Raw genomic sequence first — 15,801 nt, forward strand, 5'->3', positions numbered from 1 at the left:
CCCGCGGTGTGGGGGTCCTCCGCGTGGTACACCGGCCGGCGGACCCCCACACCGCGCCGGCTGCGGGCGGCGGGGCTGCTCGCCGCCCTGGTGCTGGCCGGCTGCGGCAGCGACCCGGCACCGGCGGCCGGCCCGACCCCGACGGCCGCGGCGCCCGCGGGCACGGCCCCGTCGGCCACGGCGCCGGCGGACACGGCCCCCTCAGGCACCGCACCGACGTCCGCCGCTGGCGCACCGCGCTCGTTCACGCTGGTGGCCACCGGGGACGTGCTGGTGCACCAGGGCTCCTCGCTGACCGAGGGCGCCCGGCGTCCCGACGGCAGCTACGACTTCTCGGACGTGTTCGCCGGGGTCGCACCGGTCGTCCGGGCCGCCGACCTGGCGATCTGCCACCTGGAGACCCCGGTCGCACCGGCCGGCGGCCCGTACTCCGGCTACCCGAGCTTCGCCGTCCAGCCCGAGGTCGTCGGCGCGCTGGCCGGTGCCGGGTACGACCTGTGCTCGACGGCGTCCAACCACTCCCTGGACGACGGGTTCGACGGGCTGGTGCGCACGCTGGGCACCCTCGACGCCGCCGGCATCGCGCACACCGGCACGTACCGCAGCCAGGCCGAGGCCGACACCCCCCGGATCGTCGACGTGAACGGCGTGCGGGTCGGGCACGTGGCCGCGACGTTCTCCCTCAACGGCGTCCCGCTGCCGGCGGGGGAGCCGTTCGCCGTCGACACGTTCGCGGTGCCCGACGTCAGCGGGGTGCTAGCCGACGCGGCCGCCGCCCGGGCCGCGGGTGCGGAGGTCGTGGTGGCCAGCGTGCACTGCTGCGCCGAGTACGACCACGAGCCCACCGCCGGCCAGGTGCAGGCCGTGCGCACCCTGCTCGCCTCGCCCGACGTCGACCTGGTGCTCGGCCACCACGCGCACGTCGTGCAGCCCTTCGAGCGCATCGACGGCGAGTGGGTCGCCTACGGCCTGGGCAACGCGCTGGCCCAGCACTCGACCCGCGGCCACGACACCGAGGACTCGGTCATCGCCCGGTTCACCTTCACCCAGGGCCCCGACGGCCGGTTCACCGTCTCCCGGGCCGAGGCGGTCCCGGTCGCGATCGAGCTGGGCGAGGACGCCGTCCGGCTGGTGCCCGCCGACCCGGCCACCGCTGGGCGGGTGGCCGCCGTGCTGGACGCCCGGGGTGCGGTGGCCGCGGGGCTGGGCATCGTCCCCGGCTGACCCGCCCCGTCGTCGGCGCCCATTAGTCTGCGGTGACCAACCCCGCGGCCCCACCGGCCGTACGACAAGGAGTCCCCGCATGCCCAGCGCTCCCGAGCCGTCCTCCGCCGCCCCCGTCCGGGTGCCGGCCGGGACGACGGCCCTGCAGGCGCTCAAGGACGCCGGGCTGCCGCTGAAGGGCCCCGACGGCGCGGTCGTCGTCCGTGAGCTGGCCACCGGTGACCTCAGGGACCTGGCCTGGACCCCCGACGCGGACACCGACGTCGAGCTGGTGCCCGCCGCCAGCGCGGCCGGCCGCGCGGTCATCCGGCACTCCGCCGCGCACGTGCTCGCCCAGGCCGTGCAGGAGCTGTTCCCGGGCACCCGGCTGGGCATCGGCCCGCCGGTGGAGAACGGCTTCTACTACGACTTCGACCCCGAGCGGCCCTTCACCCCCGAGGATCTCAGCGCCCTCGAGAAGAAGATGACCGAGATCGTGCGGGCCGGGCAGCACTTCCGCCGCCGGGAGATCGACGACGACGCCGCGCGGGCCGAGCTGGCCCACGAGCCGTACAAGCTGGAGCTCATCGGCCTCAAGGGCGGCGCCGGCGAGGCCGCCGACGGAGCCGACGTCGAGGTGGGCGGCGCGCAGCTGACCATGTACGACAACGTCGACGCCCGCTCCGGCGACCTGGTCTGGACCGACCTGTGCCGCGGGCCGCACCTGCCGCGCACCTCGAACATCCCGGCCTTCGCCCTGACCCGCAGTGCCGCCGCCTACTGGCGGGGGAGCGAGAAGAACCCGCAGCTGCAGCGCGTCTACGGCACCGCGTGGGAGAGCAAGGACGCCCTGAAGGCGTACCAGGAGCAGCAGGCCGAGGCCGAGCGCCGCGACCACCGCAAGCTCGGCGCGGAGCTGGACCTGTTCAGCTTCCCCGACGAGATCGGCTCGGGCCTGGTGGTCTTCCACCCCAAGGGCGGGGTCGTGAAGCGCGAGATGGAGGACTACGTCCGCCGCCGGCACATCGAGGAGGGCTTCGACTACGTCGGGACCCCGCACATCAGCAAGGCGCAGCTGTTCGAGACCTCGGGGCACCTGCCGTACTACGCCGACACCATGTTCCCGCCGATGGAGCTGGAGAACGCGGAGTACTACCTCAAGGCCATGAACTGCCCGATGCACAACCTGATCTTCCGGTCGCGCGGGCGGTCCTACCGTGAGCTGCCGCTGCGGTTCTTCGAGTTCGGCTCGGTCTACCGGTACGAGAAGTCCGGTGTGGTGCACGGCCTGACCCGGGTGCGCGGCCTGACCCAGGACGACTCGCACAGCTACGTCACCCCCGAGCAGGCGCCCGGCGAGATCCGGCACCTGCTGGCCTTCGTGCTGGGGCTGCTGCGCGACTTCGGTCTGGACGACTACTACCTGGAGCTGTCCACCCGCGGGGAGTCGGAGAAGTTCATCGGCTCCGACGAGGAGTGGGCGCTGGCCACCCAGGTGCTGGAGGACGCCGCCCGGGAGACCGGCCTGGAGCTCGTCGCCGACCCCGGCGGCGCGGCCTTCTACGGCCCGAAGATCTCTGTGCAGGCGCGGGACGCCATCGGCCGCACCTGGCAGATGTCGACCATCCAGTACGACTTCAACCAGCCGGCCCGCTTCGGCCTGGAGTTCAGCGCCGCCGACGGCACCCGCCAGCAGCCGGTGATGATCCACTCGGCCAAGTTCGGCTCGCTGGAGCGGTTCTTCGGCGTGCTGACCGAGCACTACGCCGGCGCCTTCCCGGCCTGGCTCGCCCCGGTCCAGGTCGTCGGCATCCCGATCACCGACGAGCAGGTGCCCTACCTGACCGACGTCGCCCTGCAGCTGCGGGCGCGGGGCATCCGGGTGGAGATCGACGACTCCGACGACCGCATGCAGAAGAAGATCCGCACCGCCAGCAAGCAGAAGGTGCCCTTCGTGCTCATCGCCGGGGCCACCGACGCCGAGGCCGGCGCGGTGTCCTTCCGCTACCGCGACGGCTCGCAGCGCAACGGCGTCCCGGTGGCCGAGGCCGTCGAGCAGGTCGCCGCGTGGGTCGCTGCCCGGCACAACACCGACCCGACCGCCGAGCAGGCCCAGTGAGCGAGGGGCCGGGTGAGGTGCGGGTGCCCGTCGTCAACGACGAGGGCGGCCCGACCTCGGTGTTCGAGCACCTGTGGACGCCCTACCGGATGGCCTACATCCGCGGGGAGAACAAGCCCACCGGCGACCACGACTGCCCGTTCTGCCTGATCCCGGCGATGAGCGACACCGACGGGCTGATCGTGGCCCGCGGGGAGACGGTGTTCGTCGTCCTCAACCTGTACCCCTACAACGCCGGGCACCTGATGGTGGTGCCGTACCGGCACGTGCCCGACTACACCGACCTGACCGTTGCCGAGGTCGCCGAGCTGGGCGCGTACACCCAGACGGCGATGCGGGTGGTGCGCCAGGTGACCGGCGCGCACGGGTTCAACATCGGCATGAACCAGGGCTCGGTGGCCGGCGCCGGCATCGCTGACCACCTGCACCAGCACGCGGTGCCCCGCTGGGGCGGCGACACCAACTTCATGCCGGTCGTCGGGCTCACCCGGGTGCTGCCCCAGGTGCTGAGCGAGACCCGGGCGCTGCTGGCCGCGGCGTGGCCGGCTCCCGGTCCGGAGGCCTGAGTGCTCGGGGCCAACCTGCGACCGGCCGTCGCCCGCTTCTGGGCGCCGGTCGTGGGCGGTCTGCTCAAGGTCGGGGTCACCGCCAACGCGGTCACCCTGACCGGCACGGTCGGGGCCGTCCTGTCCGCCGTCTTCGGCATCGGTACCGGGCACCTGTTCTGGGGCGCCTTCGCGGTCACCGTCTTCGTGCTGCTGGACATGCTCGACGGCGCGCTGGCCCGTGCCCGCGGGGGCGGCTCGGTGTTCGGCGCGGTGCTGGACTCGACCGGTGACCGCGCCGCCGACGCCGCGATCTTCGGCGGCCTCGTCTGGTGGTTCTCCGGCGCCGGGGACAACCGGCTGCTGGTGCTGCTCGCCCTGCTCTGCCTGGTGCTCGGCGTGCTCACCTCCTACATCAAGGCCCGTGCCGAGGGCGTCGGTCTCTCCGCCGACGTGGGCATCGTCGAGCGCACCGAGCGGCTGATCCTGGTGCTGGTCGGCACCGGGTTCAGCGGCCTGGGCATCCCGTACGCGGTGCACGTCGCCCTGTGGGTGCTGCTGGTGGGCAGCGCGGTGACCGTCGCGCAGCGGTTCGCCGCCGTCCGGCGCGAGTCGCAGGGCATGGCGCTGCCCTCCCGCATCCCCGGCGGGACGACCGGCCGACCCGCGTCGTGAGCCGCGCCGGGCAGCTGCGCGACCGGCTGACCGACGGCGGCTACGCGGCCGGCTGGCGGGCCGTCCGGGTGCTGCCGGAGCCGGTGGCCCGGGCCGCCTTCGCCGCCGGGGGCGCCCTCGCCGCCCGCCGCGGCGGCCGGGGCGTGCAGCAGCTGCGGGCCAACCTCGACGTCGTCACCGCCGGCCGGCTGGAGGACGACGCGCTGGCCGAGCTCACCCGGCGGGCGATGCAGTCCTACGCCCGGTACTGGATGGAGGCCTTCCGGCTGCCGTCCATGCGCACCGAGCGGCTGGTCGCCGCCTCGCACATGCCCGGTCAGGAGCACTTCGAGCAGGCCCTGGCGCAGGGGCGCGGCGTCGTGTTCGCCCTGCCGCACAGCGGCAACTGGGACACCGCCGGGGTGTGGCTCGTCGACTTCCTCGGCGGCCCCTTCCTCACCGTCGCCGAGCGGCTGCGGCCGGAGTCGCTGTTCCGCCGCTTCGTGGCCTTCCGCGAGGGGCTGGGCATGCGCGTGGTGCCGCTGACCGGTGGCGAGCGGCCCAGCTCCACCATGCTGAAGGAGTGGCTGTCCGCCGGCGGGACGACGTGCCTGCTGGTCGACCGGGACCTCTCCGGCGCCGGCATCCCGGTCACCTTCTTCGGCCGCCGGACGACGATGCCCGGCGGTCCCGCCCTGCTGGCGGCTCAGACCGGGGCCGCCCTGCTGCCGGCGGTGTGCCAGTTCGACGGCGACGGCTGGCGCTTCGTCGTCCACCCGCCGGTGCCCGTCGACGGCCCGGGCCGGCTGCGGGACCGCGTCACCGCGGCGATGCAGCAGGTCGCCGACGCCTTCGCCACCACGATCGCCGAGCAGCCCGAGGACTGGCACGTGCTGGGCCGGATCTGGCCCGAGGTCGGCCCCGGCGACCGGGCGGGAGCGCGCTGATGCGCATCGGCCTGGTCTGCCCCTACCAGTGGGACGTGCCCGGCGGCGTTCAGTACCACGTGCGCGACCTGGCCGAGACCCTGCGCGGGCTCGGCCACCACGTCGAGGTGCTCACCCCTGCCGAGCACGAGGAGAACCTGCCCGCCGAGCACGTCACCTGGGCCGGCCGGGCGGTGCCGATCCCGTACAACGGCTCGATGGCCAGCGTGCAGTTCGGCCTGGTGTCGGCCGCGCGGGTGCGCCGCTGGCTGCGCGAGGGGGCCTTCGACGTCGTCCACGTGCACGAGCCCGCGCCGCCGTCGGTCTCGCTGCTGGTCTGCATGATCGCCAAGGGGCCCATCGTGGCCACCTTCCACGCGGCCACCACCCGCTCGCGGTGGCTGGCGGCGTGGGGGCCGTGGGTGCGTCCGTGGCTGGAGCGGATCAGCGGCCGGATCGCGGTGTCGGACTTCGCCCGCCGGGTGCAGGTGGAGCACCTGGGCGGGGACGCCGTCGTCGTGCCCAACGGCGTGCACGTGCCGGCCTTCGCCGAGGGGCCCCTGCTCCCCGGGTTCGAGCGCAGCGCGGACGCCCCCACGATCGGCTTCCTCGGCCGCTACAACGAACCGCGCAAGGGCCTGCCGGTGCTGCTGGAGGCGCTGCGCCAGGTGGTCGGTGAGCACCCCGGTGTACGGCTGCTGGTGGCCGGGCGCGGCGACCCGGGCGCGCTGGCCGAGCTGGTGGGGGAGGACCTGCGACCGCACGTCACCCTGCTCGGCGAGCTCAGCGAGCCGGACAAGGCGGCGTTCCTGCGCTCGGTCGACGTCTACTGTGCGCCGAACCTGCTGGGTGAGTCCTTCGGCGTGATCCTGCTGGAGGCGATGGCCGCCGGGGCGCCGGTCGTGGCCAGCGACCTGGACGCCTTCGCCCGGGTGCTCGCCGACGGAGCCGCCGGGGTGCTGGTGCGGCGGGGTGACGCCGGGGCGCTCGCCGCCGCGCTCACCGGGCTGCTCGCCGACCCCGACCGCCGGGCGCAGCTGACCGCTGCCGGCCGGGAGGCGGTCGCCGAGTACGACTGGTCGGTGGTGGCCCACCGGGTGCTCGCCGTGTACGAGACCGTGGCCCCACCCGGTGGCGCCGGGGTCACCGCCTCCGCCGCGGACGACGCCGCGCTGCTGGGCGAGGCCGGCCCGGACACGGCGGGTCCGTTCCGCCGGCGCGTGCGCCGCTGACCCACCCCGTCGCACGGGCGGCGTGGCACACGCAGGCGACCGGCCTGGCTAGCCTGGTCGGTGATGACCACCGGTGCCTGGCTGCTGCTCGCTGCGGCAGTGCTGGTCGTCCTGCTGGTGCTGTGGAGCACCTGGACGCTGACCCGGCTGCGCCGGCTCGGTGGCCGCGTGCGCCGGGCCCGTGAGGTGCTGGACGCCGCACTGCTCCGCCGGGCCGAGCTGGCCGCGGCACTGGCCCGGGAGCACGCCGACGTCCTCGGGTCACCGCTCGCCGCCGGGCTGGCCGCCGCGGCGGCGGCCTCCCGCGCCCCGGCGGCCGGCGACCGCGAGGCCGCGGAGAACCAGCTGGGGCGGCTGCTGGCACAGGTGCCGCAGCCGGCGCTGGTGCCCGAGCTCGACGAGGCGGCCGTGCGGGTCGGGCTGGCCCGGCGGTTCTACAACGACGCGGTCCGCGACACCCGCGCGCTGCGCCGCCGCCGGCTGACCCGGCTGCTGCGCCTGCACGCCCGTCGTCCGTTGCCCCGTTACTTCGACATCGACGACGGGCAGGACGCCGTCCTCTCCGGTGGCCCGGCCGCCGGCGGCTGAGCCGGTCGTAGGCTGGGGCGTTCCCCAACCACGAGCAGCGAGGCAGCACCCCGTGACCCAGCAGCAGAGCGCGTCCAGCGACACCTCCACCGGCACCGTGCGGGTCAAGCGCGGCATGGCCGAGCAGCTCAAGGGCGGCGTCATCATGGACGTCGTCACCCCCGAGCAGGCCAGGATCGCCGAGGACGCCGGCGCCGTCGCGGTGATGGCACTGGAGCGGGTGCCCGCCGACATCCGCGCCCAGGGCGGCATCGCGCGGATGAGCGACCCCGACATGGTCCAGGGCATCATCGACGCGGTCTCCATCCCGGTGATGGCCAAGGCGCGGATCGGGCACTTCGTCGAGGCGCAGGTGCTCCAGGCCCTCGGTGTCGACTACATCGACGAGTCCGAGGTGCTCACCCCCGCCGACGAGGCGCACCACATCGTCAAGACCGACTTCACCGTGCCCTTCGTCTGCGGCGCGACCGACCTGGGCGAGGCGCTGCGGCGCATCTCCGAGGGCGCGGCGATGATCCGCTCCAAGGGCGAGGCCGGCACCGGCAACGTCGTCGAGGCCACCCGGCACATGCGGGCGCTGCGCGCCGGCATCAAGCGGCTGGGCACCCTCGACGACACCGAGCTGTTCGTGGCGGCCAAGGAGCTGCGCGCGCCGCACGACCTGGTCGTCGAGGTCGCCCGCACCGGCAAGCTGCCCGTCGTCCTCTTCACCGCCGGTGGGATCGCCACCCCGGCCGACGCCGCGATGATGATGCAGCTCGGCGCCGAGGGCGTGTTCGTCGGCTCGGGCATCTTCAAGGCCGGCGACCCGGCGCAGCGGGCGGCCGCGATCGTGCAGGCGACCACCTTCCACGATGACGCCGACGTCATCGCCAAGGTCTCCCGCGGGCTCGGCGAGGCCATGGTCGGCATCAACGTCAGCACCCTCCCGGAGACCGAGCGCTACGCGACCCGCGGCTGGTGAGCGCGCCCACCATCGGGGTGCTCGCGCTGCAGGGCGACGTCCGGGAGCACCTGGCCGTGCTCCGCGGCCTCGGGGCGGCGGCGGTCACCGTCCGCCGCCCCGAGGAGCTCGCCGCCGTCGACGGGCTCGTGGTCCCGGGTGGTGAGTCCACCACCATGGCCAACCTCGCCCAGCGGTTCGGCCTCCTGCAGCCGCTGCGCGACGCCGTCGCGGCCGGGCTGCCCACCTACGGGTCGTGCGCGGGGATGATCATGCTGGCCGACACGGTGCTCGACGCCCCGCCCGGCCAGCAGACCATCGGCGGTCTCGACGTCACCGTGCGGCGCAACGCCTTCGGCCGGCAGGTCGACTCCTTCGAGACCGAGGTCGAGATCGCCGGGGTCGCCGGCGGCCCGGTGCACGCGGTGTTCATCCGCGCGCCGTGGGTGGAGGAGGTCGGTCCCGGGGTCGAGGTGCTCGGCCGGGTCGTGGGCGGGCCGGCCGACGGTAAGATCGTCGCCGTCCGCCAGGGGTCCCTGGTGGCCACCAGCTTCCACCCCGAGCTCACCGGCGACCCCCGGGTGCACGCGGTGTTCGTGGAGCTGGTGCGGGCAGTCCGCGCCCGCCAGGGTTCCGACGGCGCCACTGCTGGCGCCGACAGTGAGGGGAGAGTGTCGTGAGCGGCCATTCCAAGTGGGCGACGACCAAGCACAAGAAGGCCGGGATCGACGCCAAGCGGGGCAAGCTCTTCGCCAAGCTGATCAAGAACATCGAGGTCGCGGCCCGCACCGGCGGCGGTGACCTGTCGGGCAACCCGACGCTCTACGACGCCGTCCAGAAGGCGAAGAAGAGCTCGGTCCCCAACGACAACATCGACCGCGCGGTCAAGCGCGGGTCCGGTGCCGAGGCCGGCGGCGTCGACTACCAGAGCATCACCTACGAGGGCTACGCCGCGGCCGGGGTCGCGGTGCTCATCGAGTGCCTCACCGACAACAAGAACCGGTCGGCGATGGAGGTGCGCACCGCGATGACCCGCAACGGCGGCACCATGGCCGACCCGGGCTCGGTGTCCTACCTCTTCTCCCGCAAGGGCGTCGTCGTCGCACCGGCCGCCGGCCACACCGAGGACGACGTGCTGATGGCCGTCCTGGACGCCGGGGCCGAGGAGGTCCGCGACCTCGGCGACACCTTCGAGGTGGTCAGCGAGCCCGGCGACATGGTCGCCGTGCGCACCGCCCTGCAGGAGGCCGGCATCGAGTACGACTCCGCGGACATGGGCTTCGTCCCCAGCGTCCAGGTCGAGCTCGACGAGGACGGCGCCGCGAAGGTCTTCAAGCTCATCGACGCCCTCGAGGACCTCGACGACGTGCAGAACGTGTACGCCAACTACGACGTCTCCGACGAGGTCATGGAGAAGATCGACGCCTGACGAAGGACCCCCTTGCCCCCGCCACGAGCGAGCTCGCGGCGGGGCGCTGCAAGGGGGCCGTTCCAGCACGTCGTCCGCGTGTCGGGGCTCGTTCCGTCAGGGACGCCGGTTAGCGTTGGTTCGAACACGTGTTCGCGCTGATCGGTGGAGGTCTCATGCGGGTGCTCGGCATCGACCCGGGACTGACCCGGTGCGGATGGGGTGTGGTCGAGGGGCGTCCCGGCGCCCGGCCCACGGCGATCGGGGTCGGCGTCGTGCGCACCCACCCCGACCTGGACCTGGAACTGCGACTGCTGGAGGTGCACACCGCCGTGACCGCCCTGCTGCGGGAGCACCGCCCCGAGGCCGTCGCCATCGAGCGCGTCTTCACCCAGAACAACAAGGGGACGGCGACCGGCACCGCCCAGGCCGCCGGCGTCGCCGCCCTGGCCGCGGCCCAGGCCGACCTGCCGGTCGCCTGGCACACCCCGAGCGAGGTCAAGGCCGCCATCTCCGGCAACGGCCGCGCCGACAAGGACCAGGTGACGATGATGGTCACCCGCGTGCTCGGGCTCACCGAGGCACCCAAGCCCGCCGACGCCGCCGACGCGCTCGCGCTGGCCGTCTGCCACGTGTGGCGCGCCCCGGCGCAGGCCCGGCTGCGGGTCGCCGCGCTGGCCGGCGGCATCGGCGCACCCGTGCCGGCGTCCCGGACGCTGCCGCGCTGGCAGGGGATCAGCCGGTGATCGCCTCGGTGAGCGGCCGGGTGGCCGCGGTCTCGCCCGACGGCGCGGTGGTCGAGGTCGGGGGCATCGGCCTGGCGGTGCAGTGCACCCCGGGCACCATCGCCCGGCTGCAGGTGGGGGAGCAGGCCCGGCTGGCCACCTCGCTGGTGGTCCGCGAGGACTCCCTGACCCTCTACGGCTTCGCCGACGACGACGAGCGCCAGCTGTTCGAGCTGCTGCAGACCGCCAACGGCGTCGGCCCGCGGGTCGCTCAGGCGGTGCTGGCCATCCACCCGCCGCGCGAGGTGCGCCGTGCGGTGTCGATGGGCGACCTCAAGGCGCTGATGCAGGTGCCGGGCATCGGCAAGAAGGGCGCCGAGCGCCTGGTGCTGGAGCTGCGCGACCGCCTCGGTGTCACCACGTCCGACACCTCCCTCGACGGTCCCGCGCTGCCCGGCATCGCCCCGGTCTCCCCGTGGCGCGACCAGCTGGGCCAGGCGCTGGTCGGGCTGGGCTGGAGCACCCGGGAGGCCGACATCGCCGTCCTCGAGCTGGTCCCGGTCGCCGACGCGCAGATCGCCGAGACCGGCGGTGTCGAGGTCGCCGTGCTGCTGCGGCAGGCCCTGCGGATGCTGGGCCGCTCATGAGCGCCTTCGACCGCGGGCTGTCCGCCGCCGACGCGGGCACCGGCCGCTACACCGCACCCGACTGGGACGACGCCGTCGACCCCCGGGCCGGTGACGAGGAGCGGGTCGTCGAGTCCGCGCTGCGGCCGAACTCGCTGGCCGACTTCATCGGCCAGCCGAAGGTCGCCCGCCAGCTGGACCTGGTGCTCGAGGGCGCCAAGCGCCGCGGCCGGCCGCCGGACCACGTGCTGCTGTCCGGCCCGCCCGGGCTGGGCAAGACCAGCCTGGCGCTGATCATCGGCTCCGAGCTGGGCACCGGCGTGAAGATCACCAGCGGCCCGGCGATCGAGCGCTCCGGCGACCTCGCCGCGATGCTGTCGAACCTGGCCCCCGGTGACGTCCTGTTCATCGACGAGATCCACCGGATCGCCCGGCCGGCCGAAGAGCTGCTGTACATGGCGATGGAGGACTTCCGCGTCGACGTCGTGGTGGGCAAGGGCCCCGGTGCCACGGCGATCCCGCTGGAGATCAACCCGTTCACCCTCGTCGGTGCCACCACCCGCGCCGGGCTGCTCACCGGCCCGCTGCGCGACCGGTTCGGCTTCGTCGGGCAGATGGAGTTCTACGAGACCGCCGACCTGCAGAAGGTGCTCGCGCGCAGCGCCGGCCTGCTGGGCGTCGAGCTGACCGCCGACGGCTCGGCCGAGATCGCCGGCCGGTCCCGCGGCACGCCCCGCATCGCCAACCGGCTGCTGCGCCGGGTGCGCGACTTCGCCGAGGTCAAGGCCGACGGCCGGGTCACCCTGGAGGTGGCCCGGGCCGCGCTGACCCTCTACGACGTCGACGACCTGGGCCTGGACCGGCTGGACCGGTCGGTGCTCGACGCCCTGGTGACCAAGTTCGGCGGCGGGCCGGTCGGCGTCTCGACGCTGGCGGTCGCCGTGGGGGAGGAGCCGCACACCGTCGAGGAGGTGTGCGAGCCGTTCCTGGTCCGTGCCGGGCTGCTCGCCCGCACCCCTCGCGGGCGGGTGGCCACCGAGGCCGCGTTCCGCCACCTGGGGCACGCCGTCCCGCGCGGCGGGGTGCCGCTCAGCGGGGGCACAGGTGACGCTCCCTCGGACGGGTCTTCCGCTGCCACGCTCTTCGACGCCTAGACTCCACCGCGCTGGCGCGACCGGCTCGCACCGGGGTCCGCCCCGGTGGAGCCCGAGGACGTGCGCCGGCGCCGATGTACCCGAGCGGCCCGATCGCGGGTCGCACCCACCGCGCGACCTGCTGCGGTAGAGAGGCTCACCAGTCGTGGAACTACTGCCGTTGCTCGTGCTCGTCCTGCTGTTCGGCCTGCTCATCGTGCTGCCCGCCCGGCAGCGCAAGAAGATGCAGGCCAACGCCGCGGCGATGCAGGCCGCGCTCACCCCGGGCACCCCGGTGATGCTCACCAGCGGCATCCACGGCACCGTCGCCGCCCTCGGTGAGGGCACCGTCGACCTCGAGGTCGCCCCGGGCGTCGTCATCACCGTCGCCCGCCCGGCCGTGCTCGAGGTGCGCAAGCCCCTCGACGCCGAGACCACCGGGGGCAGCACGAAGGCCACCGGCTTCGTCGACGGCGACGGCGACCCGACCGACCGCACCCACTGAGCCGGCGACCCCCATGGCAACCCGACAGGCTCCCGCCCGGCGCTACTTCGCCGTCTTCGCCCTCATCGTCGTCGGCCTCTACGCGCTGATCTTCCTCACCGGTGACCGGCGCACCCCGCAGCTCGGCCTGGACCTCCAGGGCGGGACGACGGTCACGCTCACCGCCCGCACGCCCAACGGCCAGGCACCGGCCCGCGAGGACCTGGAGCTGGCCCGCCAGATCATCGAGCAGCGGGTCAACGGCCTCGGCGTCGCCGAGGCCGAGGTCGTCACCGAGGGCAGCAGCAACATCGTCATCTCGGTGCCCGGCGACAACGGCGAGCGCGCCCGCGAGCTCGGCGCCACCGCACAGCTGCGCTTCCGCCCGGTCGTGGCCGGCCCCGAGGCGGCGACGCCGGCCGCCGACCCCTCGGCCGCGCCCACCGACTCGGCCGCACCCACCGACTCCGCTGCGCCGACGGACTCCGCCGCCCCGACGGACTCTGCTGCGCCGACCGACTCGGCTGCGCCCACTGACTCTGCTGCGCCGACGGACTCGGCGGCCCCCAGCCAGTCGGCAGCCCCCACGGACGCCGCAGCGACCGGTACCGCCGCCGTCAGCGACCCCGCCGTCCCGGACCCGAACGCCCCGGCCGTCACCCAGGAGCAGGCGCAGGCCGAGTACGCGACGCTGACCTGCGACACCACCACCACCGAGGTCGACCGGCCCGACGACTTCATCGCCGCCTGCTCCGACGACGGCACGACGAAGTACCTGCTCGGCCAGTCCGTCATCGAGGGCACCGACGTCGCCGACGCGACCGCGGGCACCGAGCAGGCCACCGGCGAGTGGATCGTCAACCTGGACTTCACCGGTGGCGGCCAGACCGCGTGGGCGGTCTACACCGCGGCCAACGTCGGCAACAACGTGGCGATCACCCTCGACGGCCGGGTCGTCTCCGCACCGCGGATCAACTCCGCGATCAACGGCGGCACGACCCAGATCTCGGGCAGCTTCAACCAGCAGTCGGCCACGGAGCTGGCCAACCAGCTCAAGTACGGCGCCCTGCCGCTGACCTTCAGCCAGGCGACCGCGCAGTCGATCTCCACCGAGCTGGGCAGCGAGCAGCTGAAGGCGGGCCTGATCGCCGGTGCCATCGGCGTCGCGCTGGTCTTCGTCTACGCCCTGCTCTACTACCGGCTGCTCGGCCTGGTGATGATCGCCAGCCTGATCCTGTCGGCGGTGGTGGTCTACGCCTGCCTGGTGCTGCTGGGCCGGCAGATCGGCTTCGCGCTGAGCCTGGCCGGCATCGCCGGGTTCATCGTGTCCATCGGCATCACCGCCGACTCCTTCGTCGTGTACTTCGAGCGGCTCAAGGACGAGATCCGGGAGGGGCGCAGCCTGCGCAGCGCCACCCCCCGCGCGTGGGTGCGGGCACGGCGCACGATCCTCTCCGCCGACGCGGTCAGCTTCCTGGCCGCGGCCATCCTGTACTGGCTGGCCATCGGCGACGTCAAGGGCTTCGCCTTCACCCTGGGCATGTCCACGGTGCTCGACCTCGTCGTCGTCTTCCTCTTCACCCACCCGCTCATGGCGGTGCTCAGCCGGGTCAAGAGCTTCGGCACCAACCGCTTCTCCGGCCTGGGACAGGTCGATCACAGCCGTCGTCCGGGGTCACCGACCCGGGGTGACCGCCAGCTGGTCGGCGCCGGCACCGGCAGCAGCACGAACGGGAGCAAGCGATGACCACCCCCCGCGAGCCCGGCTCGACCGGGTCCACCGCCCACGGCGCCGGTGACCGGACCGCACCGGACACCGCTGCTCAGGACGTCACGGCCGAGGAGACCGCCGTCCCCGTCGGCACCGAGGCCGACGAGGTCGTCGACGAGGCCGAGGTGCGCGAGGAGGCCGCCGACGACAGCACCGGCGACCAGGCGCTGGCCGACGCGGGGCTGCCCGTCGAGGGGGAGCCCACCCGCCGGGCGCCCTCGCGCGCGTCCCTGGCCCACCGGCTCTACAACGGCGAGGCCGGGCTGGACGTCATCGGCAAGCGCCGGCTGTGGTTCAAGGTGACCGGGGTCGTCGTCCTGCTGTGCGTCCTGCTGATGGTCGTGCGCGGCTTCAACTTCGGCATCGAGTTCGCCGGTGGCAACAGCCTGCGGGTGCCGGCCTCCAGCGAGCAGCTCAGCGACATCCGGCAGGCCGCCGAGGACGCCGGGGCGCAGGTCTCCAGCGCCCAGGTCGTCGGCGGCAACTCCGTGCTGCTGCGCACCGAGGCCCTCGACCCCGCCGCCGAGGAGGCCGTGGTCACCGCCGTGGCCCAGGCCGCCGGCGTCGCGGAGACCGAGGTCAGCCCGCAGGCGGTGAGCGCCGACTGGGGCGGTGACGTCACCAACAAGGCGCTGCTCGCGCTGGTCGTCTTCCTCGTCGCCGTCGTGGCCTTCCTGGCGATCCGCTTCCGGCCCTCGATGGCCGTCGCCGCGATCGTGGCGCTGGTCCACGACATCGTGGTCACCGCCGGGGTCTACGCGCTGATCGGCTTCGAGGTCACCCCCTCCACGGTCATCGGCCTGCTGACCATCCTCGGGTTCTCCCTCTACGACACCGTCGTGGTCTTCGACAAGGTCGACGAGAACACCAAGGACCTCACCAAGAGCGCGCGCTCCACCTACGGCGAGGCGGCCGACCTGGCCGTCAACCAGACGCTGATGCGCTCGATCAACACCTCGGTCATCGCGCTGCTGCCGGTGGCCGGGCTGCTGTTCGTCGGCGCCGGCCTCCTGGGCGCCGGCACGCTCAAGGACCTCGCGCTGGTGCTCTTCATCGGCCTGGCGGCCGGCACCTACAGCTCGATCTTCCTGGCCACCCCGGTGCTGGCCGAGATCGAGGAGCGCAAGCCGGAGAACGTCGCGCTGCACAAGCGGGTGCTCGCCCGGCGCGCCGCCGAGGCGCGCACCGGTGGTGCCCGCCCGGCCGGCCCGGTCGCAAGCGCCCGGCGTGGTGGCGGCGCGACGGCGGTCCGGCGGTCCGGCGTCGCCGTCGCCGAGCGCCCGGACTCCCTGCCCGAGCGCCCGGAGGCCGACGTGGTCATCGAGTCCCCGGCGTCGGTCCAGCGCGACAGCGGCGCCGCCCGCGGCGGGACGACGCCCCCGCGGCCGGGGCAGCGTCCCACCACCCGCCCGACGGGCAAGAAGCGCCGGTGACGTCGCTGGAC

Annotated in this window: 16 protein-coding genes; all 16 read left to right on the forward strand. The window is 74.1% G+C overall.

Annotated features, from left to right (window positions below):
• Nucleotides 1-6: 6 nt before the first annotated feature.
• The 16 genes from KUM42_RS19145 (at nt 7) to secF (ending at nt 15,790) form a co-directional block, all read left to right on the forward strand.
• On the forward strand, nt 7-1,224 hold the full coding sequence (locus KUM42_RS19145; protein ID WP_237494102.1) for a CapA family protein: 1,218 nt from the start codon (nt 7-9) through the stop codon (nt 1,222-1,224).
• Between the two features lie 79 nt (nt 1,225-1,303).
• The gene (gene thrS / locus KUM42_RS19150) at nt 1,304-3,322 is read left to right on the forward strand and encodes a threonine--tRNA ligase (protein WP_237494103.1); all 2,019 of its coding nucleotides are present in this window, start codon (nt 1,304-1,306) and stop codon (nt 3,320-3,322) included.
• Entirely contained in the window at nt 3,319-3,888 is a 570-nt protein-coding gene (locus tag KUM42_RS19155; protein WP_237494104.1) for an HIT domain-containing protein, read from the forward strand. The genes thrS and KUM42_RS19155 overlap by 4 nt, the downstream gene beginning before the upstream one ends.
• Nucleotides 3,889-4,542, forward strand: a complete 654-nt coding sequence (gene pgsA, locus KUM42_RS19160) for a phosphatidylinositol phosphate synthase (protein WP_237494105.1) — start codon at nt 3,889-3,891, stop codon at nt 4,540-4,542.
• Nucleotides 4,539-5,468 (forward strand): phosphatidylinositol mannoside acyltransferase, encoded by a 930-nt coding sequence (locus tag KUM42_RS19165; protein WP_237494106.1) that lies wholly within the window; start codon nt 4,539-4,541, stop codon nt 5,466-5,468. The genes pgsA and KUM42_RS19165 overlap by 4 nt, the downstream gene beginning before the upstream one ends.
• A complete protein-coding gene (locus KUM42_RS19170) occupies nt 5,468-6,679 on the forward strand; it encodes a glycosyltransferase family 4 protein (protein WP_237494107.1) in 1,212 nt (403 codons plus the stop codon). The genes KUM42_RS19165 and KUM42_RS19170 overlap by 1 nt, the downstream gene beginning before the upstream one ends.
• A gap of 63 nt (nt 6,680-6,742) precedes the next feature.
• Nucleotides 6,743-7,267 (forward strand): hypothetical protein, encoded by a 525-nt coding sequence (locus KUM42_RS19175; protein ID WP_237494108.1) that lies wholly within the window; start codon nt 6,743-6,745, stop codon nt 7,265-7,267.
• A 52-nt stretch (nt 7,268-7,319) separates the two neighbouring features.
• Nucleotides 7,320-8,231: a pyridoxal 5'-phosphate synthase lyase subunit PdxS gene (pdxS, locus tag KUM42_RS19180; protein WP_255557521.1), complete on the forward strand. Its 912-nt coding sequence runs from the start codon at nt 7,320-7,322 to the stop codon at nt 8,229-8,231.
• The gene (pdxT, locus tag KUM42_RS19185) at nt 8,228-8,890 is read left to right on the forward strand and encodes a pyridoxal 5'-phosphate synthase glutaminase subunit PdxT (protein WP_237494109.1); all 663 of its coding nucleotides are present in this window, start codon (nt 8,228-8,230) and stop codon (nt 8,888-8,890) included. The genes pdxS and pdxT overlap by 4 nt, the downstream gene beginning before the upstream one ends.
• Nucleotides 8,887-9,639 carry a YebC/PmpR family DNA-binding transcriptional regulator gene (locus KUM42_RS19190; protein WP_237494110.1) on the forward strand — a complete coding sequence of 251 codons (753 nt, stop codon included), beginning with the start codon at nt 8,887-8,889 and terminating at the stop codon, nt 9,637-9,639. The genes pdxT and KUM42_RS19190 overlap by 4 nt, the downstream gene beginning before the upstream one ends.
• Nucleotides 9,640-9,767: 128 nt before the next feature.
• Complete coding sequence (gene ruvC, locus KUM42_RS19195) at nt 9,768-10,364, forward strand: crossover junction endodeoxyribonuclease RuvC (protein ID WP_237494111.1); 597 nt, start codon at nt 9,768-9,770, stop codon at nt 10,362-10,364.
• Entirely contained in the window at nt 10,361-10,990 is a 630-nt protein-coding gene (gene ruvA / locus KUM42_RS19200) for a Holliday junction branch migration protein RuvA (RefSeq protein WP_237494112.1), read from the forward strand. The genes ruvC and ruvA overlap by 4 nt, the downstream gene beginning before the upstream one ends.
• Nucleotides 10,987-12,123 (forward strand): Holliday junction branch migration DNA helicase RuvB, encoded by a 1,137-nt coding sequence (gene ruvB / locus KUM42_RS19205; RefSeq protein WP_237494113.1) that lies wholly within the window; start codon nt 10,987-10,989, stop codon nt 12,121-12,123. The genes ruvA and ruvB overlap by 4 nt, the downstream gene beginning before the upstream one ends.
• Before the next feature lie 145 nt (nt 12,124-12,268).
• On the forward strand, nt 12,269-12,607 hold the full coding sequence (gene yajC / locus KUM42_RS19210; RefSeq protein ID WP_237494114.1) for a preprotein translocase subunit YajC: 339 nt from the start codon (nt 12,269-12,271) through the stop codon (nt 12,605-12,607).
• A 13-nt stretch (nt 12,608-12,620) separates the two neighbouring features.
• Nucleotides 12,621-14,333 (forward strand): protein translocase subunit SecD, encoded by a 1,713-nt coding sequence (secD, locus tag KUM42_RS19215; protein WP_237494115.1) that lies wholly within the window; start codon nt 12,621-12,623, stop codon nt 14,331-14,333.
• A complete protein-coding gene (gene secF / locus KUM42_RS19220; protein ID WP_237494116.1) occupies nt 14,330-15,790 on the forward strand; it encodes a protein translocase subunit SecF in 1,461 nt (486 codons plus the stop codon). Before secD ends, secF begins: the two co-directional genes overlap by 4 nt.
• Nucleotides 15,791-15,801 lie beyond the last annotated feature (11 nt).

This window comes from Modestobacter sp. L9-4 (genome assembly GCF_019112525.1).
In the GTDB taxonomy this organism is placed as follows: Bacteria; Actinomycetota; Actinomycetes; order Mycobacteriales; family Geodermatophilaceae; genus Modestobacter.

Excerpts from the sequence above, each read along its gene's own strand:
- thrS (WP_237494103.1), top strand. The coding sequence starts at position 1,304 with ATGCCCAGCGCTCCCGAGCCGTCCTCCGCCGCCCCCGTCCGGGTGCCG.
- KUM42_RS19170 (WP_237494107.1), top strand. The coding sequence starts at position 5,468 with ATGCGCATCGGCCTGGTCTGCCCCTACCAGTGGGACGTGCCCGGCGGC.
- KUM42_RS19175 (WP_237494108.1), top strand. The coding sequence starts at position 6,743 with ATGACCACCGGTGCCTGGCTGCTGCTCGCTGCGGCAGTGCTGGTCGTC.
- ruvB (WP_237494113.1), top strand. The coding sequence starts at position 10,987 with ATGAGCGCCTTCGACCGCGGGCTGTCCGCCGCCGACGCGGGCACCGGC.
- secD (WP_237494115.1), top strand. The coding sequence starts at position 12,621 with ATGGCAACCCGACAGGCTCCCGCCCGGCGCTACTTCGCCGTCTTCGCC.
- secF (WP_237494116.1), top strand. The coding sequence starts at position 14,330 with ATGACCACCCCCCGCGAGCCCGGCTCGACCGGGTCCACCGCCCACGGC.